Origin of the sequence: Maribacter sp. PR1, assembly GCF_028464145.1 — a bacterium.
Classification (GTDB): Bacteria; Bacteroidota; Bacteroidia; order Flavobacteriales; family Flavobacteriaceae; genus Maribacter.
In genome coordinates this window covers 236,077-258,045 of sequence record NZ_JAQPCG010000006.1, presented here as the reverse complement: position 1 = coordinate 258,045, position 21,969 = coordinate 236,077, and the positions used below count along the sequence as shown (strand labels likewise).

Genomic DNA, 21,969 nt, shown 5'->3' with positions numbered 1-21,969 from the left:
AAAGAAAATGGCTGATGCATTAAAAGTACCAACAATGGCAGAAATGTTTGCTGCCGGTAAGAAACCTGAAGTGTTGTTCTGGGTGGGCTGTGCCGGTAGTTTTGACGATAGGGCCAAAAAGATTACCAAGGCATTTGTGAAGATATTAAATAAAGCAAATATATCATTTGCTGTTTTGGGTACGGAAGAAAGTTGCACTGGAGATCCGGCTAAAAGAGCGGGAAACGAATTTCTGTTTCAAATGCAGGCAGTGAGTAATATTGAGGTTTTAAATGCCTACGAGATAAAGAAAATAGTAACGGCCTGTCCACATTGTTTCAATACCATTAAAAATGAATACCCTGGTTTGGGGGGGGCGTATGAAGTAGTTCACCATACCCAGTTTTTAAAAGAACTATTGAATGAGGGACGTATTTCGATGGAGGGTGGAACTTTTAAAGGTAAAAGGATAACCTTTCATGATCCTTGCTATTTAGGAAGGGCCAATGGTGTTTACGAAGCGCCTAGAGAACTTATTCAAAAACTGGATGCTGAGTTGGTAGAAATGAAAAACTGCAAGCAAAAGGGTTTGTGCTGTGGAGCGGGGGGTGCACAAATGTTCAAGGAGCCAGAAAAGGGAAATAAGGATGTTAATATAGAACGTACGGAACAAGCATTGGAAACCACTCCAGATATCATTGCGGCCGGATGTCCATTTTGCAATACGATGATGACGGATGGTGTAAAAAATAAAGAGAAAGAAAGTGAAATTGCCGTTATGGACATCGCTGAGTTAATCGCGACCGCAGAAGACCTATAGCAAATTGTAAAGAAGTAATACTATTAAAAATTATTGAAGGAAAAATGTTAGCAGATTTTAATACATTACCGGATACCTCTCGAGTATGGATTTATCAGGCCAATAGAAGCTTTACAGAAGAAGAACTGAATCAAATTAAGAAGGATTTGGATATTTTTTTAGAAAACTGGACGGCACATGGAAAAGATTTACAAGCTGGATACGAAATAAGGTACAAACGTTTTCTAATCATTGGCTTAGATCAAAGTGGCCAGTCGGCAACGGGTTGTTCAATAGATGCTTCTGTTCATTTTATTCAAAATTTAGAAAAAAAATACGAGGTTGAGCTTTTGGACAAAATGAATGTTTCTTATAAGCAAGGTGAATTTATTGCGTATAAAACACTTTTAGATTTTAAGGCGATGGCCAAACAAAAGGCAATTTCTAAAAAAACAATTGTTTTTAACAATCTTGTAGCAACAAAAGGGGAGTATAAGGAGCATTGGGAAGTTCCTGCTTCTGAAAGTTGGCACGCACGCTTCGTTTAAGCAAAAACTTTCCCCAATAGCTATATTTATTAGGTTTTATCGATGAAATGCAATAAATTTCATGGTTTTATGTTATCTCCATACATCAAAAACACATGAGGCTTTTTTTGAGAATTTTCTTTTTTCTTTTTAGTTCACTCGCTCTTTTTGCACAGAATCCCTTAATAACTAGGGACAGTCTTGCACAAGCTGAGTGGGTTAATGACCAATATGAAAAAATGACACTGGAGGAAAAAGTGGGTCAGTTATTCATGGTCATGGTAGCCTCAAATCAAAATAAACAGGATACCGACAAAATCAAGGAACTTATAGAAAATGAGCATATTGGAGGGGTGATTTTTTCCAAAGGTGGACCCCTAAGACAAGCTCAACTTTGTAATGATTATCAAGCTTTATCCAAAGTGCCTTTGCTTGTAGGTATGGATGCAGAATGGGGTCTCGCTATGCGTCTGGATTCCACGTATGCCTTTCCATGGAACATGACTTTGGGCGCTATTCAAGATAACCGTATTATTGAAAAAGTAGGACATCGGGTTGGATTACACGCCAAGCGTTTAGGCGTTCATATTAATTTTGCTCCGGATATTGATATCAACACTAATCCAAAGAATCCGATAATAGGAAATCGGTCTTTCGGTGAGACTCGTGACGTTGTCACTAACAAAGGTATTGCCTTTATGAAAGGGATGGAAAGTGCTGGGGTACTTTCCAGTGGCAAACATTTTCCAGGCCACGGTGATACGGAGGTAGACTCCCATAAAGATTTACCTGTAATCCCATTTTCTCGGGCGCGACTTGATAGTTTAGAGCTTTATCCTTTTAGAAAACTCATAGATGAAGGTCTTAGCAGCGTAATGGTCGCACATTTGGAAGTGCCTTCTTTGGAAATAAAAGAAGGATTGCCTTCTTCTTTGTCGGAACAGATTATCTCGGGAGTACTTAAGGAAGAATTGGGTTTTAAGGGATTGGTTTTTACCGATGCCTTGAACATGCAGGGTGCTTCAAAATTTGGGAAAGAGGGAGAAGTTGAGCTGGCAGCATTCAATGCGGGTAATGATATTTTATTGATGCCGGAAAATGTTTTGGAAGCCAAGAATTTGTTGATCAAAAATTATAATAGGGGAAGAATTAGTGAAAGGCGATTGTCAGAATCTGTAAAAAAAATATTGAAGGCCAAATACAAGGTTGGTCTTAATGACTACCAACCCATTAAATTGGATAATCTGTATGAGGATTTGAATTCCAACGAAGATGATATTCTTTATGAGGAAGCCATTGAAAATGCTATTACAGTGGTTAAAAATAGATACGATCTATTAGGAATAAAAAACCTTGAAAATAAGCGTATAGCTTATGTAAAGTTTGGTGATGCTCCAAACGATGCCTTTATTAAGGAACTTAATAAGTACACCAAAGTCACTCAGGTCAACGCTAATAATATAGAAACTTTCAAAAAAGAATTGGCCAACTATAATTTAGTGATTATAGGTCATCATAAAAGCAATGAAAGCCCATGGAAGTCCTATAAGTTCTCAGACAAAGAACTGGCGTGGTTGCAGGAAATTTCAAATCTTAGAACATCAAATCTTATTTTAACTGTATTTGCAAAGCCTTACGCCTTATCGGACATTGCAACATTTCAGAATATCGATGCTGTAGTCGTTTCTTATCAAAACAGTAAAATAGCCCAAAAGAAAACAGCAGAGATTCTATTCGGAGCTATTCCAGCATCTGGTAAACTTCCAGTAAGCGGTAGTTTTGAATATCGTGCAGGTTCCGGGATTAAAGTTAGTTCCTTGAGTCGCTTGGGTTACAGTTTTCCGGAAAGAGTCGGGCTTAGCTCGTATGCACTGCAGGAAGTGGATAAACTCGTAAAGGACGGATTGGATAGTCTTATGTTTCCTGGTGCACAGGTTTTAGTGGCTAGACACGGTAAAGTGGTCTATAATAAAAGTTTTGGTAAGCCTACATATGACTCGGACACAGATGTATTGAATGATAATATTTACGATTTAGCTTCTTTGACCAAAATTTTGGCGACCCTGCCCATGGTAATGAAAATGGAAGAGGAAGGAAAGATAGCCTTGAACGATACTTTTGAGGAACTGGTACCCGAGTATTCGGATACAGAAATCAAAAATGTGACGGTATTAAAAGCTTTGTCCCATTATGGGAGGTTACCGGCCTGGATTCCTTTTTATGTGAGAACCCTTGATAAGGACAGGAAGCCTTCAAAGGAATTTTATAGGACGCAACCATCATTAGGATATTCGGTTAAAGTAGCCGATAATTTGTATTTGACAGATGCCTATAATGATTCCATTTATAATAGAATCGGTCGACAAGATTTAAAATCCAACAGATATAGGTATAGCGATGTTCCTTACTATGTAATGAAAAAATATATAGAGGATACCTACGGGGAGAAATTGAATATTTTGGCGGACGATTTTCTCTATAGTAGAATTGGGGCCAATTATACTTCCTACAACCCGTTGGAAAAGTTTCCCAAAAATAAAATAATTCCATCCGAGGAGGATAATTACTATAGGTATCAAAAGGTGCAGGGTTATGTTCATGATATGGGAGCTGCAATGCAAGGTGGGGTAGGTGGCCATGCCGGACTTTTTAGCAATGCGAACGACATTGCCAAAATCATGCAAATGTATTTACAGAATGGATATTATGGGGGCACTAAATTTTTTGAGTCCAGAACCGTAAAAAAGTTTAATACCTGCTATTTCTGCAATAAAAATGTAAGGAGAGGAGTCGGTTTTGACAAACCCCAGTTAGAGCATAGTGGGCCCACCTGTGGGTGCGTTTCTAGAAAAAGCTTTGGACACAGTGGTTTTACAGGAACATACACATGGGCAGACCCTGAAGAAGAAATAGTTTATGTGTTTTTGTCCAATAGGACTTACCCTACCGCTTCCAATACGCTTTTAGTTAAATCTGGGTTAAGAACAAGGATTCAGCAAGCGATTTACGATTCCATTATAAATTAAAGAGTAGTTTTGTAATTATGAAAATTGCAATAGTATGTTACCCCACCTTTGGGGGTAGTGGAGTAGTAGCTACGGAATTGGGAATCTCACTTGCCAATCGAGGTCATGAAGTTCATTTTGTTACTTATAGGCAACCGGTACGATTAGAACTTTTGAACAATAGTATTTACTTTCATGAAGTTCATGTACCGGAATACCCGCTTTTTCATTACCAACCCTATGAATTGGCACTTTCAAGTAAGTTGGTCGATACCATTAAACTGTACGAAATAGATTTACTTCATGTTCACTATGCCATTCCGCATGCCTACGCAGGATATATGGCAAAGAAAATGTTGGAAGAGGAAGGCATCTATGTGCCAATGGTCACTACACTGCACGGTACGGATATAACCTTGGTCGGAAAACATCCATTTTATAAGCCTGCCGTTAACTTTAGCATTAATCAATCCGATATAGTTACCTCGGTTTCAGAAAGTCTTAAACAGGGAACTCTTGAAATATTTGACATACAAAAGGAAATTGAGGTAATCCCCAATTTTATTGATAAAAGTAAATATAAAAATTCTTTTACGGATTGTCAGCGGTCTACCATGGCCAAGGAGGGTGAGAGAATAATTACGCACATAAGTAATTTCAGGAAGGTAAAACGCATTCCTGACGTTATCAAAGTCTTCAATAAGATTCAGAAACAATTACCGGCCAAATTGATAATGGTCGGCGAAGGACCAGAAAAAGAAGGAGCAGAAAGACTATGTGAGGATTTGGGTATAGCCAATAAGGTAATCTTCTTGGGTAATAGTAATGAGATAGATAAAATCCTGTGTTTTTCCGATTTATTCTTGTTACCATCTCAAACAGAAAGTTTTGGATTGGCCGCACTGGAGGCAATGATAAATAAAGTACCCGTGATTTCAAGTAATACTGGGGGTATTCCAGAAGTAAATATCCAAGGGGTAACTGGATTTCTAAGTGATATTGGTAATATTGATGAAATGGTAGAAAATGCTATTTTCATTTTGAAGGATAAAAAGACCTTGGAAGAATTCAAAAATAACTCGGTCAAGGAAGCCGAGAAGTTTGATATTCTGAAAGTACTCCCCTTATATGAGGAAGTATATGAAAGAGCCTATAAAAGCAGGTTTAAAAATGTTTAAACCTATATTGATCTCAGGTTTTTTACTGTTAACTATATGCTGCTCTTGCAAAAGTCAGGAAAAGGTTAAAATTAAGCCAAACGAAAAAATGGTTTTGGAAACAGTTCTGAGGGGAGACTATAGTGGACAAGAAACAGAAGAGTTATTGAAAATTGAAAATCAGTCCGAATTAGTAGTGTTTTTCGGGAAAATAAATAGAACGAGAAAACCGGGTATTCCTGTACCCAATATCGATTTTGACCATAAGACCTTAGTGGTTTGGCTAGGGGGTAAAACCACCTCCAGTAATACGGAGTTGCAAGTAGGTATTCTATCAGAAAAAACTGTATATCTAAAAAAGACAAAGTCCAAAAAGAAATTAAACACTACGGCCATACTTTCCCCTTTTGTGATCTACAGTATTCCAAAAACGACCAAAAACATTAAACTCCAATAAATACATCGGTTAATTATAGGATTACATCTATCAAACGATAATAATTACCTTACAAAGTACTTTTTTGAAATGTCAATTTTAAAGTTTTAGTTTTACATTTTAAACCCCAAATGTAAGAGACATGAGAACTAAATTTTTATTTTCAGCATTCCTAGTGTTGGCATTTTATAATATGTCCATTGCACAGGAAGAACTTCAAATTACATCAAAAGACAGTATTGTGCAAAGTTCCTGGATACTTGGTATTGGTTTCAATGCCGTTGATGATTCAGGCAATGTTTTTGATGGACTTTTTAACGTAGGCTCGGAGTGGAATTTTGTACCCTATCCCAGTCGAGTGAGTATTGGTAAGTATTTTAAAAGTGGACTAGGGGTTGAGGCTATTGGAACTTATAGTGTTTATAAGGAAGGAAACATAGTTGACGGTGAAGTGAACCCAAGCGATATAGACTATTTTGGATTGGATGCGCGTTTGACGTACGACTTGAATAAGATTGTCGGACAGACCGGTTGGTTTGATCCCTATGTAGGAATCGGATTGGGATATACCGACGCCAATAATTTAGGTAGAGGAACCTATAATGCTATTGTTGGATTCAGGACATGGTTTTCGGATACCTGGGGATTGGATTTCAATTCGTCTGGAAAATGGGCCATGAGTCAATCCGATGGTGCTACCAACCATATTCAACACGCCGTTGGTGTTGTATATCAATTTGGAATTGAAAAAGGACTGTCCAAACGAGGAGAAGAAAAAATGGAATTATTGGCTGCTATAGAAAAAGAGAAACAGCGACAGGCAGATTCTATAGCAGAGGTAAATAGACAAAGGGAGGAGGCTTTATTGGCCGAAAAATTAAAAAGAGAAAAAGAAGCTGCTAAATTAGCTGCGGCAGAAAAGGCCGCAAAAGACAAAAAGGAGGCTGAAAGGAGAGATATTCAACAAAGAATTGATGCCTTAGGAAAGGTATATTTTAAATTGAATTCTTCTTCCTTAACATCCCAAGACGAGGAGCTATTGGGTAGTTTAACCAATATTTTGAATGAAAACCCAACCGTTGTTTTAGAAATTTCAGCCCATACAGATGCGCGTGGTACGGAAACCTATAATCAATGGTTATCGGAAAAGCGACTGGAAAGAACAGTAGCATATTTAAAGGAAAAAGGAATCGCCTCCGGGCGAATAATCGGAAAGGCCAAAGGAGAAACAGAACTTACCAACAATTGTACTGATGGGGTCAGATGTACAGAGGCACAGCATCAGGAAAATAGACGGTTAGAGTTTTTAATACAGAGCTATTAGAATTAGTTGAATTTTAGCTTAATATTTTAAGATTGATTTAAAATGAAAAATATTCTGGTTTCGGGTGCGTGTGCACTTATGGGTTATGGAATTCTAAAATCCCTAAGGATGTCGAACCGGAATTACAATCTAATTGGGACAACAATCTACGATTATGATGATTCCGTGGCTCCTAAATATTGTGATACAGTCTTAAAAGCTCCATTGACGCTCTCAGATGGTTTCATAGATTGGTTAATGAACGTTATAAGGGAGTATGAAGTTGATTTGATAATTCCAAGCTTTGAAATTGATGTGAATTTTTGGTCGAAAAAAAAATATTTATTAGAAAACTCGCGAGCCAAGTTGGTTTTAAACAATGTTGATTTAATTTCCTTGTGTGAGGACAAATGGAAGTTTTATGAAGAATTAAAAGTTAATAATTGCCCTTTTGTAATTCCTAGTTCTTTATCCTCCGATTTTAAAAGGTTAAAAACACAGTTTGGATTGCCATTAATCTTAAAACCTAGACGTGGAAGTGCATCAAAAGGTATTGTTAAGGTTCTTAATGAGGAAACTTTTTATTTACATAAAGACGAAATAGGTGAAAAATTAATGGTACAACCACTAATTGGAACTGAGGAGGAGGAGTATACAACAGGTGCTTTCTGTGATGGTAAAGGAGGTTATTATGCTATAATAACACTTAGAAGAAAATTATCTGCTGAAGGCTATACAAATAAAGCAGAGGTTATCGAAAATACAAATATTCAGGAAGCGGTCTTTAATATATGTAAAATTCTTAAGCCATTAGGCCCAACAAATTTCCAATTTAGATTGCATAATAATCAGTTTCAATTGCTAGAAATTAATCCACGTTTTTCTGCCTCTACTTCAATGAGGAGTGCTTTTGGTTATAATGATGCTGTTATGGCAGTTGATTATTTTTTAGAAAGCGAAGCCCCTGAACAACCAATTATAAGAAAGGGAAAAGCAATTAGATATATTGAAGAACATATATATTATTCATGAAAATAGGTATAATATCGGATATACATGGAAACTATGAAGCTCTAAAGATGGTTTTGGCACATTTAGATCAATTAAATATCTCTAAAGTTTATTGTTTGGGTGACGTTGTGGGATATTACTCTCAAGTAAACGAATGTTGTAATGCCTTGATTGAAAGAAATATACCAACATTAATGGGCAATCATGATTGGTATATGGTCAGTGGAGGATTTTGTACAAGGTCAGAACATGTGAACAAATGTTTAGAATATCAACGACGGGTAATCACAAAAGAAAATTTAAAATGGCTAGGTTCAAATCAGCTTCAATTTGTATTAAATGATCTTCATATGGTACATGGCGGATGGTCAGACCCCATCGATGAGTACCTCTTTAACCCATCACAAGAATATTTTTCAACAATAGAAGGTAAAACTTTTATCTCTGGTCATACGCATATCCAAAAATTAGAAATATATAAAGAAAAGGTTTACTGTAACCCAGGTTCAGTTGGCCAACCTCGAGATAAAAACCCAAAATCGGCATTTGCCATTTATGATCAAGGTGAAATATCTTTACATAGGGTAGCTTATGATATAGACAAGGTGAACGAACTAATGAAAATGGCAGGTTTCAATGATTCGAACTATAGTTCTTTGAAAAAAAATGATAGATTTTACGCGGGATTTCATATTTCCTAGGGGTATAAAATATAGAAAAATAAAGCTTTAAATCTTGAAAAGATTGATCCTCATCGATGCTTTGTGGGTTTTATCAAAATTATGATGATTTAAAAATGAAAATGTTTTCTTTTGCACACTAAAATGAATTGTTTTAAGTTTTTAAGAAGAGAAAAGGTGAAAATCAAAAGACAATCAAACAATTACAATTATTTAAGATGAATACAGAAGAAAAGGTGAAAAATATAATAGCAGAAGCTATAGAAGTTGAAGTTTCTAAAATAGAAGAGGATACGGCAATAGGTGACTTTCCTAAATGGGACTCTATGGGGCAAGTAATTATTATCTCGGCACTTGAAAAAGAATTTGATATTAAGTTTGATCCTGAGGTAATAATGGATTTAGAGGATGTAGGTGATATGATAGAAGCTGTGGAAGAACGCATTTCTTAATAAATGTTGGCTATGCCTTTTGTTTCAATAGAGGAAAAAATATTTGAATGGGCAAGAAGAACCCCGGAAAAAACAGCACTTGTAGATAAGAAAGTTTCTATTACCTATAAAGAGCTTGTTGACAATATTTGGTCTGTAAAAGCAAAACTTGAAAAGGATTTTTTCATAGAAAAGGATGATGTTGTTTTATTGGCAGCCAACAAAAATGTCAATTTTATTTATTCATATTTTGCACTCCATCTTATTGGGGCAAAAGTAGCTCCTTTGGATGAACAAATACAAGTTGACAAACTTGATCACGTAGTTGATCAGACCAAACCAAAACTAATTGTTGGGCTTGCTTTAAAAAATGACAACAGGTGTTATGATTTTGATATTTTTAAAAATATTGAGTCAACCAATATACCGGTCGATATTGATTACCCTAAAGTTAAGCAACACGCTGACGTTCTATTTACAACAGGTACCACGGGAAATCCAAAAGGAGTTTTATTAACCCATGGCAATATAGCGGCAAGTGCAGAAAATATAAATACTTTTGTTCGTAATACGAACAGTGATATTGAACTTTTGGCCTTGCCCATAAGCCACTCTTTTGGTCTTGGTCGTATTAAATGTGTTTTGTCGGCAGGGGGAACTTTGGTTTTATTGGGTAGTATCGTAAATATGAAAAGAATGTTCAGAAGTTTTGAAGAACATAAAATCACCGGTTTTGGAATGGTACCTGCAAGTTGGGAATATATTCAAAAGATGAGTGGGAATAGGTTATCGGATTTTTCAGAACAGTTAAATTATATTGAATTGGGTAGTGCCTATATGTCCCCAAAGGATAAGAAGCATATAAAAGCGCTTTTTCCGAATACAAGGATATGTATGCATTACGGACTTACCGAAGCCTCTAGATCGGCTTTTATGGAGTTCTCGACAGATTCAATTTATTTGGATACAGTAGGAAAGGCAAGTCCCAATGTAGAGATAGCAATATTGGACCAGTTAGGTAAAACCACAAATTTAGGCAATGAAGGAGAAATCTGTGTAAAAGGGGATCATGTTTTTGATGGATATCTAAACATGTCAAAAGATGATTTTTTCCATGGCGATTATTTCAGAACAGGAGATATTGGTAGTATAGATGCTAATGGTTATATCTCTCTCAAGGGACGATACAAAGAAATTATAAATGTGGGCGGTAAGAAGTTATCGCCAATTGAAGTTGAATCCAAAATCACTGAATTTGATGCTTCCTTAGAAACGGCCTGTATAGGTGTTGAAGACCCAGAGGGTGTTTTAGGTGAAGTGGTTAAGCTGTTTATTGTCAAAACGGACGCCCATCATAATTTCAACGATATCAAGAGGTTTTTAAAATCAAATCTTGAATCGTATAAGGTGCCTGTTTTTTTTGAATGGATAGATGAAATTCCCAAGACAAAATCAGGTAAAATACAAAGACAAAAATTATTATAGCATATGTGGGAACCACAAGGAATGTATTCAAAGTTCTTATTAAAACAACCAACCATACTATTTGGGGATAACGCTATTATGGGTCTTAAAACCTATGCTACTTCTAGGGTATCTGTAATTTATGGTTCTGGTTTAGATGAGGACTACAAGGATAAAATTTCAAATGCCTTATCGGCTTTTGAAATTTCTTTTGTTAAAAAGACCTGGATAGGCGAACCAACATTGAAAACACTTCATGCAACAATAAAAAAAATTGAGGAGTTTAATCCTGATTTGATTATCGCTGTAGGTGGAGGTAGTGTTATTGATGGTGCTAAAATGGTTAGGACCTATTACGAATTTCCATTTTTCAATATTAACGAGACAAGTTTTTCAATGTTAAATTGGAAAACGACATTCGTGGCAATACCTACGACGATTGGTAGTGGAGCTGAAATTTCCTCAGCTTCCGTAATGTACAATGATAGTCATAGGACAAAGGAATTTGTGGTAAGCCATCAATTCATTCCGGAAATAATTGTTTTGGACGCAAGCCTTATAGTAAATGCGCCAAAGAACATGTTATTGGCTTCAATGGTAGATGCATTAAGCCATGCCATAGAAGGGTATATGTCCAATATTGATAATATGTTGGTGGATAGTTATGCGGAAAAGGCCATTCAAATAATATCGCAATTCCACCAAGTAATCAGTGAAGGCACTTCCCCTGAAAATATCAATAAATTACAATTGGCATCTTTGTTTGCTGGCTTAGTACAAAATCACTGTATCGTGGGGGCCACACACGCATTGGCACATCAAATGTCTGCATATGGATTATCACATTCAGCTGCAATCGCAATTTTTTTACCTGCAGTAATCAGAAAAAATAATAACGACCAAGCTTCAAAAGAAAGATTTGGTCAGTTGGCAAAACATTCAGGATTTAACAATGGTGAAGATTTATTGACTTTCGTAGAAGATTTTATAGCAGGTGTTGACCTGACCAAGGAAAGAAAAATAGTCAAGGAAAATGAACAGCATATCCTTTCGGATAATGACTTTTTTATTCAAGCATTAGATGATAAAGGCGGACAAGGAAACCCAGTACCTATGGACAAGGGATTTTTACTTGAAATTTTTAAAGAAGCTTGCTCATGAAAAATAGTACGATGACCGATAGCCTAATTGGTAACAACCCATATGAAATAGGCTCTGAACAAAAAGAACAGCTTTTTTCTGAAGCTTTATTTGAAGAAATAAAGTTTCATTATGACAATAATGAACAGTACAGAAATTTTTGTAAAAATAAAGACTTTAATCCGCATGATTTTAATGGAAATCTAGAACAGATTCCACCAATTGCGGTAAGTGTTTTTAAAGACTTGGGCAAGGATTTAAAATCCGTTCCTGACAATGAGGTTAAGTTATCGCTACAGTCTTCGGCAACATCAGGGATTCCTAGTACCGTGGTCCTGGATAAAATAACTGCCAAACGCCAGGCTAAGGTTATGGTGAAGGTGGTAAAGGATTTTATTGGAGCTGAAAGAAAACCGTTTATTATAGTTGACGTAACCCCAAATCCTGAAAATATAAGGTTTTTAGGCGCAAGATATGCAGCTATTGGGGGCTACCTTAATTTTGCGAGCGAAGTAAATTATGCTCTGGATATAGAAGCGGGTGATAACGTTTCTTTCAATATTGAAAAGACCAAGGAATTCATAAGTTCCATGGATAAGAATGTGCCTATGGTCGTTTTCGGTTTTACCTATATGCTATATGCACAGGTTGTAAAACCATTATTGGACAAAGGTGTAAAGTTTGAGCTGCCTAAGGGATCTAAAATCATTCATATCGGTGGATGGAAAAAATTAGAAAACGAAAAAATCAGTAAACCGCAATTCAATGCAGCCATGTCACAATTGTTCTCTGTAGAAGAGGAACACGTAATAGATATTTATGGCTTTACGGAACAAATGGGATTGAATTATCCCGATTGTGAATGTGGGTGGAAACACACACCAATTTATTCTGAAATTATTGTAAGAAACCCAGCAACTCGGGAGCAGGTCCAAGATGGTGAAGAAGGTGTTTTAGAATTTTTGTCTCCTATTCCCCACTCTTACCCTGGAAACGTGGTGCTAACGGATGATATGGGAATTGTAAACCCCGAACCCTGTCCGTATGGAAGAAATGGGACCAGGTTTAAAATTTTAGGAAGATTAAAAAAGGCTGAAATTAGAGGTTGTGGTGATATATTAGGTAGTAAGCTTAAATTTTCAAATGATGATTTGACACTAGATATATCGGAAAAATCGAATTTAGAGCTCCATTTCTGGAAGGGAGAAAAGTTGGACCAAACATTGGCAGCAGAGGCTCAGTTAACAGAACTTATCACTAAACTTAATGCAAAAAAGCAATGGTTAAAGGACCAACCAATAGATGCTTTGATAGGGCTAATTGGTGAAGCGTCAAAAGTTTGGCTGAAGGCAGAGGGAGATTTAGAATCCATGAAGGAAAAGGGCTTAGCTTTTCTTGCCAATTGGGCCAAGCCGATTCACCTGAATAGAATTTCCACAATTGGCCTTAGAAATAATCGCCAGTATATCGATGGTTTTTTACCCTTAAATGAATCTAGAAAACAATTTTTAAAAGCAAATCAAAAAGGTTTGGTATGCCATTGGTTAGCTGGTAATGTTCAGGTGTTAGGTATGTTTGCTCTATTACAGGCCATACTCACAAAGAATGTGAACCTATTAAAAATATCTTCTAAGGACGGAGGTGTTTTTGCCAATCTATTACGAACGTTTGAAGGGGTAAGTTATACCACCCCTGGAGGATACAAAATTGATGGAGAAGATTTATTACAAACCATTGCCGTTGTATATTTTTCCAGTAAGGATAGAGACCTTGGTGAGCTTATGTCCAAATCTGCCAATGTAAGAATAGCATGGGGTGGACGTGAAGCTGTAGAAACCGTAGCTAATTATCCGGCAATGTATGATACGGAAGATATTATTTTTGGACCTAAGATATCCTTTTCTGCCATATCCAAAGAAGTTCTTGGTACTGAAAGAAAAGCAAAGAAACTTGCTAGAAAGGTAGCCGTTGATTCCAGTGTTTTTGATCAAACGGGTTGTGCTTCCCCGCATAATCTATATATTGAAAGAGGAGGAGAGGTTTCACCAAAGGAATTTTGCCAATTCTTGGCAGAAGGCATGGTAAAAGCTTCTGTTCAGATACCTAAGGGGGAGACCTCGGTAGAACAAATATCCGCTATTCACTCTATTAGGGGACTATATGATTTTAAAGGAGAGGTTTGGGCAAGTGACGATACTACCTGGACAGTGGTGTATTCTGAAGACTCAAATTTGGCCGCACCTGTATATTCCAGGGTTATAATGGTACATCCTGTTGATCATATCAATGAAACTTTACAATATATTGATGACAATATGCAAACGATTGGCCTTGCTTCTAGTGGCGAAAAAGCTTTGAAATTTGCAGAGGAAGCTGTGGAAAAAGGGGTGATGCGTTGTCCTGAAATGGGTAGAATGCTGAATTTTGAATCTCCATGGGACGGAATTTTTCTAATGGAAAGAATGGTAAGATGGAGTACTTTTGGCGGGCCACTTATATAGTGTTTTATAAATCCAATTAAAATTTACTTTTTCAGAGTTAATCAGTGTTTAATTTAAAATAGAACAAAATGAATTTAAAATTTAAAAATAAAAAGATAACAGGAATTCTAACCGTTCTACCAAAAAACGAGGTTAAATTTGAAGATGAAATAGAGAACTATGCCTTTTCTAGAAGTCAATCTATGAAACTTAAACTGATCATGGGTTACAACAAAAGAAGGGTTGTCAAAGCGGGTACCACTATTTCAGATTTATGCGTTCATGGTTTAAACCATCTATTCGATAATAACCTACTTAAAAAGGAGGATATAGATGCTATAGTTTTAGTGTCCCAGTCACCAGATGTCTTTATACCTTCTACCAGCCATATTATTCAAGGTAGATTAGGCTTAAAAACCGATATGGTATGTCTTGATACCAGCCAGGCCTGTTCTGGATATCCTATTGGAATTATTCAAGCATTTATGCTACTGGAACAAGAGGAAATAAAAAAGGTTGTAGTTTTAAATGCGGATATTTTTAGCCGTAAAGTATCTGAAAAAGATAGAGGTAGTCGCCCTTTGACCGGTGATGCCGCTTCTATTACCATTGTCGAAAATGATAGCTCTTCTATTTCGGATACATTAATATATGGCTCTATTAATACCGATGGTACTGGAGCAGAAGCATTGATAATTCCGGCGGGAGGTTTTAAAATGCCATCCAGTCCGGAAACGAGGGAATTGAAAACTGATAGTAAAGGAAATGCAAGATCATTGGACCATTTGGTAATGAAAGGTGATGATGTATTTAATTTTGTACAAAAGGAAGTGCCTCCTATGATCGACAAGCTATTGGAAAGAGCTAATTGCACCAAAAATGATGTTGACTATTTTATGTTTCATCAGCCTAACAAGTTTATGCTTAAGAAATTAGCTGATAAAATGGAGGTTCCATACGAAAAAATGCCCCATAACGTGGTTGAAAATTTTGGTAATGCTAACAGTGTTTCAACACCTACCAATATAACGTTTAACCTTGGAGAAAAACTTAAAGAAGATTCTTTAAAAATATGTTTGGCAGGTTTTGGAGCTGGTCTTAGTTGGTCTTCCCTACTTTTGGAAATGGGTAATTTAGAGTTTTGTGAAATGGTTGATTATGATGATTAAATAAGGTCAGCTTATTTTAAACTTTTTATTTTTCAGTTGAATCACGAACTATGATGGTTAAATTATAAATCCATCTCTTTAAATAGACACAGATTTATTGAATATCATTAGGCTTAAATCATTAAATCGAGAATGGTCAAATGCAATTTGACTTACACATACTTTTAAGATTTTTATTTTTTCCCTATTTGGAAATATTCAAATCCTAAATCTTCCATCATTTGGTCATTATATTGGTTCCTTCCGTCAAAGATAATGGGATAATTTAACTGTTTTTTAAGTTCTCCAAAATCTGGAGACCTAAACTCCTTCCATTCTGTAAGGAGAATCATAGCGTCAGCTCCATTGAGGGTTTCATATTTGGAATTAAAATAAGTGATATTAGGTACATCCTTAAGATAAAAGTGCTGTGCTTCTTGCATAGCCTTTGGATCATATGCCTGAATTTCTGCTCCGCGTTTTACTAAATCCTTTATGATATAAATCGCAGGGGCCTCTCTCATATCATCCGTTTGTGGTTTAAATGCGAGGCCCCAAATGGCAATTTTTTTCCCTTTTAAATCATTACCAAATCTATTAACTACCTTTTTCGCAATAACCATTTTCTGCTTATCATTTACATCTTCCACCGCGGTAATTAAGTCAGCTTTATAACCATGATCTTGGGCTGTTTTTTTTAAGGCTTTTACATCTTTGGGAAAACATGACCCCCCGTAACCACTACCGGGGTAAATAAAACTATAGCCTATTCTACTATCTGAGCCAATTCCTATTCGTACTTTATTTACATCAGCGCCTACCAACTCACAAATATTGGCTACTTCGTTCATGAATGAAATCTTTGTTGCTAGCATGGCATTGGCAACATACTTTGTCATCTCAGCAGATCTAACATCCATTGTTATCAATCGATCCATACTACTTCTAAAAAACGGACTATAAAGTGTTCTCATTTTTTGGGTCGATTTATTATCATTCGAACCAATAACCACTCTATCTGGTTTCATAAAATCATTAATGGCATCTCCCTCCTTAAGGAATTCAGGGTTTGACACCACGTGAAATTCAATGTCAAGATTTCTTAAATCTAATTCTTTTTGTATAGTTTCCTTTACTTTATCGGCTGTTCCGACAGGAACTGTTGATTTATCAACGACGATGAGTGGTTGCACCATATTTTTTCCAATCTCTTTGGCAACTTGCAAAACATATTGTAAATCTGCAGAACCATCATCACCCATTGGAGTACCCACGGCAATGAATGCAATGTCACAGTTTTCCAAGTGTTTCGAGAGTTTTGTACTAAAGTGCAATGTGTCACTCTCAATATTACGCTTGACCATGGGTTCAAGACCAGGCTCATAAATTGGAATAGTGCCATTTTTAAGGGCGTCTATTTTCTTTTTATCTACATCAATACAGGTTACATTATTGCCCATTTCAGCAAAACATGTACCACTTACCAAACCAACATATCCTGTACCTATCACAGTTAAATTCATAATTTCTTTTCTTTATTGCGTAAATATTTGGGCTTAATTTAATTTCAAATAACTACTTTTTATGATTTTATCTTCCTTTGTAAATGTCATAAATAAGTAAAATAACGACTTATTATCCATTGTGTTGCTCTTTGGGCAAACATTTATTTATAAAAGTTAAGAGCTTAAAGGTGGGATTTAAAATAGGAAAACAATGTAATAAAACCTTCATTATATTTTATAATAGTTTTTATACCATGTTATAAAATTTTTGACACCTAATTTTACTGGGGTGCTAGGCTTATAATTATAGTCTTCAATTAATGCATCAACATTAGCCCAGGTTCGTATTACATCCCCGGGTTGCATAGGAAGCATTTCTTTTTTTGCCTTCATTCCTAAGTTGTCTTCAATTGATTCAATAAAACTCATTAATTTCACGGAATCATTATTGCCAATGTTGTAAACCTTGTATAAATCAGAACTTTGTGGACAGTTGTCTAATCCTTTTTCAATGATTTTCACAATACCTTTCACTATATCGTCAATATAGGTGAAATCACGCTCCATATGGCCGTTATTAAATACTTTAATTGACTTGTTTTTTATAATGGCATCAGTGAAGAGGAAGTATGCCATATCGGGTCTTCCCCAGGGTCCATAAACTGTAAAGAATCGAAGTCCGGTTGTCGAGAAACCGTATAAGTGGCTATAAGTATGGGCCATTAACTCATTACTTTTCTTTGTGGCAGCGTAGAGGCTAATAGGGTGGTCTACGTTATCCGAAGTTTCGAACGGGATTTTTTTGTTTAAACCATAAACGCTGGAACTACTGGCATATATTAAATGTTCTACCTGATAATTCCGGCAACATTCCAAAATATTAAAAAAGCCGATAATATTACTATCTATATATGCCCGAGGATTTTCAATGCTATATCGAACACCTGCTTGAGCTGCTAGATTACAAACAGCATTAAATTTTTCCGACTCAAATAGAGCAGCTAGAAACTTGCCATCCTCTAAATTGGTTCGCGTAAAGTTAAAATTATTAGGATATTTTGAACTGCTTGTTAACCGATTAAAATCTTCCGAATCTTGTCTGGAAATACCAAGTTCTTCAAGTCTTCCAAACTTCAGGTTTACATCATAGTAATCATTGATGTTATCAAGTCCGATAACTTGGTGTCCATTGGCAATTAAACTTTTACATGTATGAAAACCGATAAAGCCCGCCGCACCAGTAATTAAAACCTTCATTAAATAGTTTGAGTATTTATTTAGATGGCAAATTAACTAAATAATATGGTGACTCAGTATTACTTTTCTGCAAATTGACCATTTTTTTGGTTTAAAAGTAAGATACTTTTGTTTAAAAAATGTTAATCATTCTTGCTTTAAACTTCTTTGATAAACATGTTGGTTATAAACCGATAATATGTATATTTTTACCGAAATAAATCATTACTTCAAGGCATTGATAATTCATTATGGCTAAATTAGCAAGGGACTCAATTGTTATTCAATTATGATAGTTGTAATTATTAACAATTGGTTTGCACCTTAGGGTTTTTTAATTTCTTTTAAAGATTGCATATAATTGCAAAATAAACAATTTGAACATGATAAAATTAATAAAGCGATTCGTTTTCCTCTTTATTGTATATACAATGATAATGTCCTGTGCTTCCAGGAAGGAGGTAGTGTATTTTCAGGATTCAAGTAATTTTGAAACCTTAGTGAATACAACTACTTTCGTTTCTAAATTTAAGGTAGATGACTTGGTGTCTATTCACGTTTCTTCTTTAAATCCCGAAGCCAGCGCCCCTTTCAATTTAGTTAGTGCCGCAGGGGAAAATGGAATGGTTCCCCAACAAGTTGATTATTTGGTTGACCAGGCCGGTGAAATAGATTTTCCTGTTATTGGTAAGTTAAAGATTGAGGGTCTTTCGCCTGATGAATTAAGGCTTTTGTTAAGAAATCGTCTTTCCGATTATTTAAAGGACCCCATAATAAATATAAGGCTTCGTAATTTTACGGTTACTGTACTTGGAGAAGTAAGAACGCCAGGAACGTATCCTGTTAACGGGGAGCAGATTACCATATTAGAAGCGCTGGGTTTGGCGGGGGATTTAACCATTCGTGGTGTTCGTAAAAATGTATTGGTTATTCGGGATTTTAATGGCACCAAAGTATATACCCGTATAGATTTGACAACGAAGAACATGGTCAAGTCCCCTGTATATTATCTCACTCAGAACGATGTGGTTTATGTAGAGCCAAATAAATCCGGTATAACGGCATCATCATTGGATACTAGAGCACAAATTGCCATTTCCATAGCTTCACTATTAATAACCTCATCGGTATTAATACTTACAAGACAATAGAAAACTAAATATTTAAGGTACCGCCCAACAATGAATTCAGATTTTAACAATATTTCGGAACGTAACTTTGATTATAGGCAAATGCTATACCCCTACACGAAACGATGGAAATTATTTGTTGTTTTTGTTATTATAACAATTTTACTTGGATTGTTGTTTGTTCGCTATTCTGTACCTCTTTATGAGTTACAGGCAAAAATACAAATAATAGAAGACGAAAGTGGCTCTTCCCAATTAGACGTTTTCCAGGATTTAGATGTTTTTGGGGGAGTGGGTAATCAAATAGAGGATGAAATGGAGATTTTAACTTCTAGGTCTAACCTTGTTAATCTCGTAAAGAAGCTTGGTCTAAATGTGGAAATTATCGCGCTTGGAAACATTAAAGATTCAGAAATTTATGGTAGTCAAAACCTTCCATTCAAAGTAAATTTTATTGCGGCCGATTCATTGATTTATAATTCGATGGTCGATTTCTATATTAACCTTAATGATGAGAACACTTACGAATATGCTGAAAGTAGTGACGGTCCTTATAAATTACATTCCTATGGGAAAACCATATCCTCTCCTGTTGGAGACATTATTATCACACCAAACGTAAAAAATACCGGTGGTGTAAATTACAAAAAATATATGGTTTCAATTTCGCCGGTTTCGCTGGTAGCAGAACAATACCAAAAAGAAATCCAGGTTACCGTAGCGGATGAAAAATCTAAGATAATTTCAATTCTCCTACAGGACGCTATTCCGGCAAGGGGACAAGATATTATTAATACTTTAATTGCGGACTATAACCAAAATGCTATCGATGATAAAAAAGCTTTAGCAGATAGAACCTCAAATTTCATAGACGATAGAATTGCAAGTATTTCATCCAATTTATCCTCTGCTGATCAGTCCGCTGTGGAATTTAAATCAGACAGGGGTATAGCTGATATTGCCACACAAAATAGTCTCAACCTCAGTATTGGGGCAGAAAATCAGGAACAATTGCAGAATGCATCTATTCAATTGGATATTGCCTCTTCTATGAAGGATATCATTGAAAATGAAGATGGGTATGAATTACTCCCATCAAATATCGGATTACAGGATGCCTCTATAGCCAGTGCAACGGAGCGATATAATGAGCTTGCATTGGAGCGTAAACGGTTATTGGAAAGTTCTAATGAGAAGAATCCAACTATTGTAAACTTGGACCAACAGTTGGACGGTCTCAAGAGAAGTATGCGTTCCAGTCTTAGCAGCATGACTAATAATCTAGGATTACAAGTAAATAGCCTTAGTAGCCGCCTATCAAAAATAAATTCCCGAATCTATTCCGCGCCCAAAAATGAGCAGGCCCTTAGAGATATAGGTAGAAAACAGGAGACCACAGAGTCTTTATATTTGTACTTATTACAGAGACGCGAGGAAGCACAAATTGCTTTTGCGTCCTCGTCACCAAAATCCAAAATTGTCGATAACGCATATTTAGTAAGCAAATATCCGGTATTTCCAAAAAAATCAATTGTTTTGGCAGCCGCCTTTTTATTGGGTATGTTGCTTCCTTTTTCATACATATATGTTATAGATTTACTGGATAATAAAGTCCATAATAAATTAAGTTTGGAAAAATTGGTGGGTTCCACCCCTGTACTTGCTGAGTTACCAAAGATTTCAAAAAAGGACAATATCTTGATCAGACAGGGAGAACGGACGGTTATGGCAGAGTCTCTTCGAATTTTAAGGGCCAATCTAGACTACATTCTTAAATCTAAAAAAAATCTAGGAACTAACGGGAATATTATTTTTGTCACTTCAAGTGTATCCGGGGAAGGTAAAACTTTGGTATCGTCCAATTTGGCGATGATTTTTGCAAATACCAACAAGAAGGTTTTACTTATTGGTGCGGATATTAGAAATCCAAAACTTTACCAATTTTATTCAGGGAAGAATGTGGATAAATTGGGTAAATCATCCAGAAGTTCAAGGGATAAAGGCCTCACCGAGTATTTAGTGGATAATACATTAAAGTCTGAAAATATTATTTCCACAATGTTGGCTTATGAGCAGACCATAGACGTCATCTATTCGGGGAAAATACCTCCTAATCCCGCAGAAATTTTAATGAATGGCAGGATGAAGGAACTATTTGATGAAATAAAAGGTATATACGATTATATTATTGTGGATACAGCACCTTTACTAGTAGTTGCTGATACCTTATTGATAAGTGAGTTTGCCCATCAAACGCTATATGTTACTAGGGCAGGAATGACGGAATTAAAAGTGTTGAACTATCCTTTAAAACTATCAAATGAGGGTAAGTTAAAAGGGTTGTCTTTCGTTGTGAATGGTGTAAAAGATTCTAATTTGGGATATGGCGGTAAATATGGCTATGGTTACGCTAAGACAACCAAAAAGTGGTGGCGTATTTAATTTATTTCTTTAACTGAAAAAGAGATATTCACAACATCATTTTTAATTTTTTTACCCGAAAGTATTATCTTATTGATAAAATTTAAATATAGGAAA

The 21,969-nt window shown here is 35.9% G+C and carries 17 protein-coding genes; 15 read left to right on the top strand and 2 right to left on the bottom strand.

What is annotated here, in order from left to right:
• Positions 1–7: 7 nt before the first annotated feature.
• From PP182_RS13915 to PP182_RS13855, 13 genes are all read left to right on the top strand, one after another.
• Positions 8–799, top strand: coding sequence for a (Fe-S)-binding protein (locus tag PP182_RS13915; RefSeq protein WP_272651873.1), 792 nt, complete (start codon positions 8–10; stop codon positions 797–799).
• 44 nt (positions 800–843) lie between these two features.
• A complete protein-coding gene (locus PP182_RS13910; RefSeq protein ID WP_272651872.1) occupies positions 844–1,326 on the top strand; it encodes an ABC transporter ATPase in 483 nt (160 codons plus the stop codon).
• Between the two features lie 95 nt (positions 1,327–1,421).
• The gene (locus PP182_RS13905; protein ID WP_272651871.1) at positions 1,422–4,331 is read left to right on the top strand and encodes a glycoside hydrolase family 3 N-terminal domain-containing protein; all 2,910 of its coding nucleotides are present in this window, start codon (positions 1,422–1,424) and stop codon (positions 4,329–4,331) included.
• A gap of 17 nt (positions 4,332–4,348) precedes the next feature.
• The gene (gene bshA / locus PP182_RS13900; protein WP_272651870.1) at positions 4,349–5,488 is read left to right on the top strand and encodes an N-acetyl-alpha-D-glucosaminyl L-malate synthase BshA; all 1,140 of its coding nucleotides are present in this window, start codon (positions 4,349–4,351) and stop codon (positions 5,486–5,488) included.
• A gap of 94 nt (positions 5,489–5,582) precedes the next feature.
• A complete protein-coding gene (locus tag PP182_RS13895; protein WP_272651869.1) occupies positions 5,583–5,924 on the top strand; it encodes a hypothetical protein in 342 nt (113 codons plus the stop codon).
• A 121-nt stretch (positions 5,925–6,045) separates the two neighbouring features.
• On the top strand, positions 6,046–7,227 hold the full coding sequence (locus tag PP182_RS13890) for an OmpA family protein (RefSeq protein ID WP_272651868.1): 1,182 nt from the start codon (positions 6,046–6,048) through the stop codon (positions 7,225–7,227).
• Between the two features lie 42 nt (positions 7,228–7,269).
• Complete coding sequence (locus tag PP182_RS13885; RefSeq protein WP_272651867.1) at positions 7,270–8,238, top strand: ATP-grasp domain-containing protein; 969 nt, start codon at positions 7,270–7,272, stop codon at positions 8,236–8,238.
• Entirely contained in the window at positions 8,235–8,918 is a 684-nt protein-coding gene (locus PP182_RS13880) for a metallophosphoesterase family protein (protein WP_272651866.1), read from the top strand. The genes PP182_RS13885 and PP182_RS13880 overlap by 4 nt, the downstream gene beginning before the upstream one ends.
• Positions 8,919–9,115: 197 nt before the next feature.
• A complete protein-coding gene (locus PP182_RS13875) occupies positions 9,116–9,349 on the top strand; it encodes an acyl carrier protein (protein ID WP_272651865.1) in 234 nt (77 codons plus the stop codon).
• Between the two features lie 12 nt (positions 9,350–9,361).
• Entirely contained in the window at positions 9,362–10,813 is a 1,452-nt protein-coding gene (locus tag PP182_RS13870) for a class I adenylate-forming enzyme family protein (RefSeq protein ID WP_272651864.1), read from the top strand.
• 3 nt (positions 10,814–10,816) lie between these two features.
• Positions 10,817–11,953: an iron-containing alcohol dehydrogenase gene (locus PP182_RS13865; RefSeq protein WP_272651863.1), complete on the top strand. Its 1,137-nt coding sequence runs from the start codon at positions 10,817–10,819 to the stop codon at positions 11,951–11,953.
• Complete coding sequence (locus tag PP182_RS13860; RefSeq protein ID WP_272651862.1) at positions 11,950–14,433, top strand: LuxE/PaaK family acyltransferase; 2,484 nt, start codon at positions 11,950–11,952, stop codon at positions 14,431–14,433. The genes PP182_RS13865 and PP182_RS13860 overlap by 4 nt, the downstream gene beginning before the upstream one ends.
• A gap of 68 nt (positions 14,434–14,501) precedes the next feature.
• Positions 14,502–15,581 carry a 3-oxoacyl-ACP synthase III family protein gene (locus tag PP182_RS13855; RefSeq protein WP_272651861.1) on the top strand — a complete coding sequence of 360 codons (1,080 nt, stop codon included), beginning with the start codon at positions 14,502–14,504 and terminating at the stop codon, positions 15,579–15,581.
• Between the two features lie 173 nt (positions 15,582–15,754).
• On the opposite strand, the gene PP182_RS13850 is transcribed toward PP182_RS13855, so the two are convergent.
• On the bottom strand, positions 15,755–17,083 hold the full coding sequence (locus PP182_RS13850) for a UDP-glucose dehydrogenase family protein (protein WP_272651860.1): 1,329 nt from the start codon (positions 17,081–17,083) through the stop codon (positions 15,755–15,757).
• A gap of 210 nt (positions 17,084–17,293) precedes the next feature.
• Entirely contained in the window at positions 17,294–18,322 is a 1,029-nt protein-coding gene (locus PP182_RS13845; protein ID WP_272651859.1) for an NAD-dependent epimerase, read from the bottom strand.
• A 362-nt stretch (positions 18,323–18,684) separates the two neighbouring features.
• Here PP182_RS13845 and PP182_RS13840 point away from each other — a divergent pair, with 362 nt between their 5' ends.
• On the top strand, positions 18,685–19,452 hold the full coding sequence (locus PP182_RS13840) for a polysaccharide biosynthesis/export family protein (protein ID WP_272651858.1): 768 nt from the start codon (positions 18,685–18,687) through the stop codon (positions 19,450–19,452).
• Positions 19,453–19,482: 30 nt separating this feature from the next.
• Positions 19,483–21,873, top strand: a complete 2,391-nt coding sequence (locus PP182_RS13835; RefSeq protein WP_272651857.1) for a GumC family protein — start codon at positions 19,483–19,485, stop codon at positions 21,871–21,873.
• Positions 21,874–21,969 lie beyond the last annotated feature (96 nt).

Excerpts from the sequence above, each read along its gene's own strand:
- PP182_RS13885 (WP_272651867.1), top strand. The coding sequence starts at position 7,270 with ATGAAAAATATTCTGGTTTCGGGTGCGTGTGCACTTATGGGTTATGGA.
- PP182_RS13870 (WP_272651864.1), top strand. The coding sequence starts at position 9,362 with ATGCCTTTTGTTTCAATAGAGGAAAAAATATTTGAATGGGCAAGAAGA.
- PP182_RS13880 (WP_272651866.1), top strand. The coding sequence starts at position 8,235 with ATGAAAATAGGTATAATATCGGATATACATGGAAACTATGAAGCTCTA.
- PP182_RS13910 (WP_272651872.1), top strand. The coding sequence starts at position 844 with ATGTTAGCAGATTTTAATACATTACCGGATACCTCTCGAGTATGGATT.
- PP182_RS13915 (WP_272651873.1), top strand. The coding sequence starts at position 8 with ATGGCTGATGCATTAAAAGTACCAACAATGGCAGAAATGTTTGCTGCC.
- PP182_RS13840 (WP_272651858.1), top strand. The coding sequence starts at position 18,685 with ATGATAAAATTAATAAAGCGATTCGTTTTCCTCTTTATTGTATATACA.
- PP182_RS13850 (WP_272651860.1), bottom strand. The coding sequence starts at position 17,083 with ATGAATTTAACTGTGATAGGTACAGGATATGTTGGTTTGGTAAGTGGT.
- PP182_RS13875 (WP_272651865.1), top strand. The coding sequence starts at position 9,116 with ATGAATACAGAAGAAAAGGTGAAAAATATAATAGCAGAAGCTATAGAA.
- PP182_RS13855 (WP_272651861.1), top strand. The coding sequence starts at position 14,502 with ATGAATTTAAAATTTAAAAATAAAAAGATAACAGGAATTCTAACCGTT.
- PP182_RS13845 (WP_272651859.1), bottom strand. The coding sequence starts at position 18,322 with ATGAAGGTTTTAATTACTGGTGCGGCGGGCTTTATCGGTTTTCATACA.
- PP182_RS13860 (WP_272651862.1), top strand. The coding sequence starts at position 11,950 with ATGAAAAATAGTACGATGACCGATAGCCTAATTGGTAACAACCCATAT.
- bshA (WP_272651870.1), top strand. The coding sequence starts at position 4,349 with ATGAAAATTGCAATAGTATGTTACCCCACCTTTGGGGGTAGTGGAGTA.
- PP182_RS13905 (WP_272651871.1), top strand. The coding sequence starts at position 1,422 with ATGAGGCTTTTTTTGAGAATTTTCTTTTTTCTTTTTAGTTCACTCGCT.
- PP182_RS13835 (WP_272651857.1), top strand. The coding sequence starts at position 19,483 with ATGAATTCAGATTTTAACAATATTTCGGAACGTAACTTTGATTATAGG.
- PP182_RS13890 (WP_272651868.1), top strand. The coding sequence starts at position 6,046 with ATGAGAACTAAATTTTTATTTTCAGCATTCCTAGTGTTGGCATTTTAT.
- PP182_RS13865 (WP_272651863.1), top strand. The coding sequence starts at position 10,817 with ATGTGGGAACCACAAGGAATGTATTCAAAGTTCTTATTAAAACAACCA.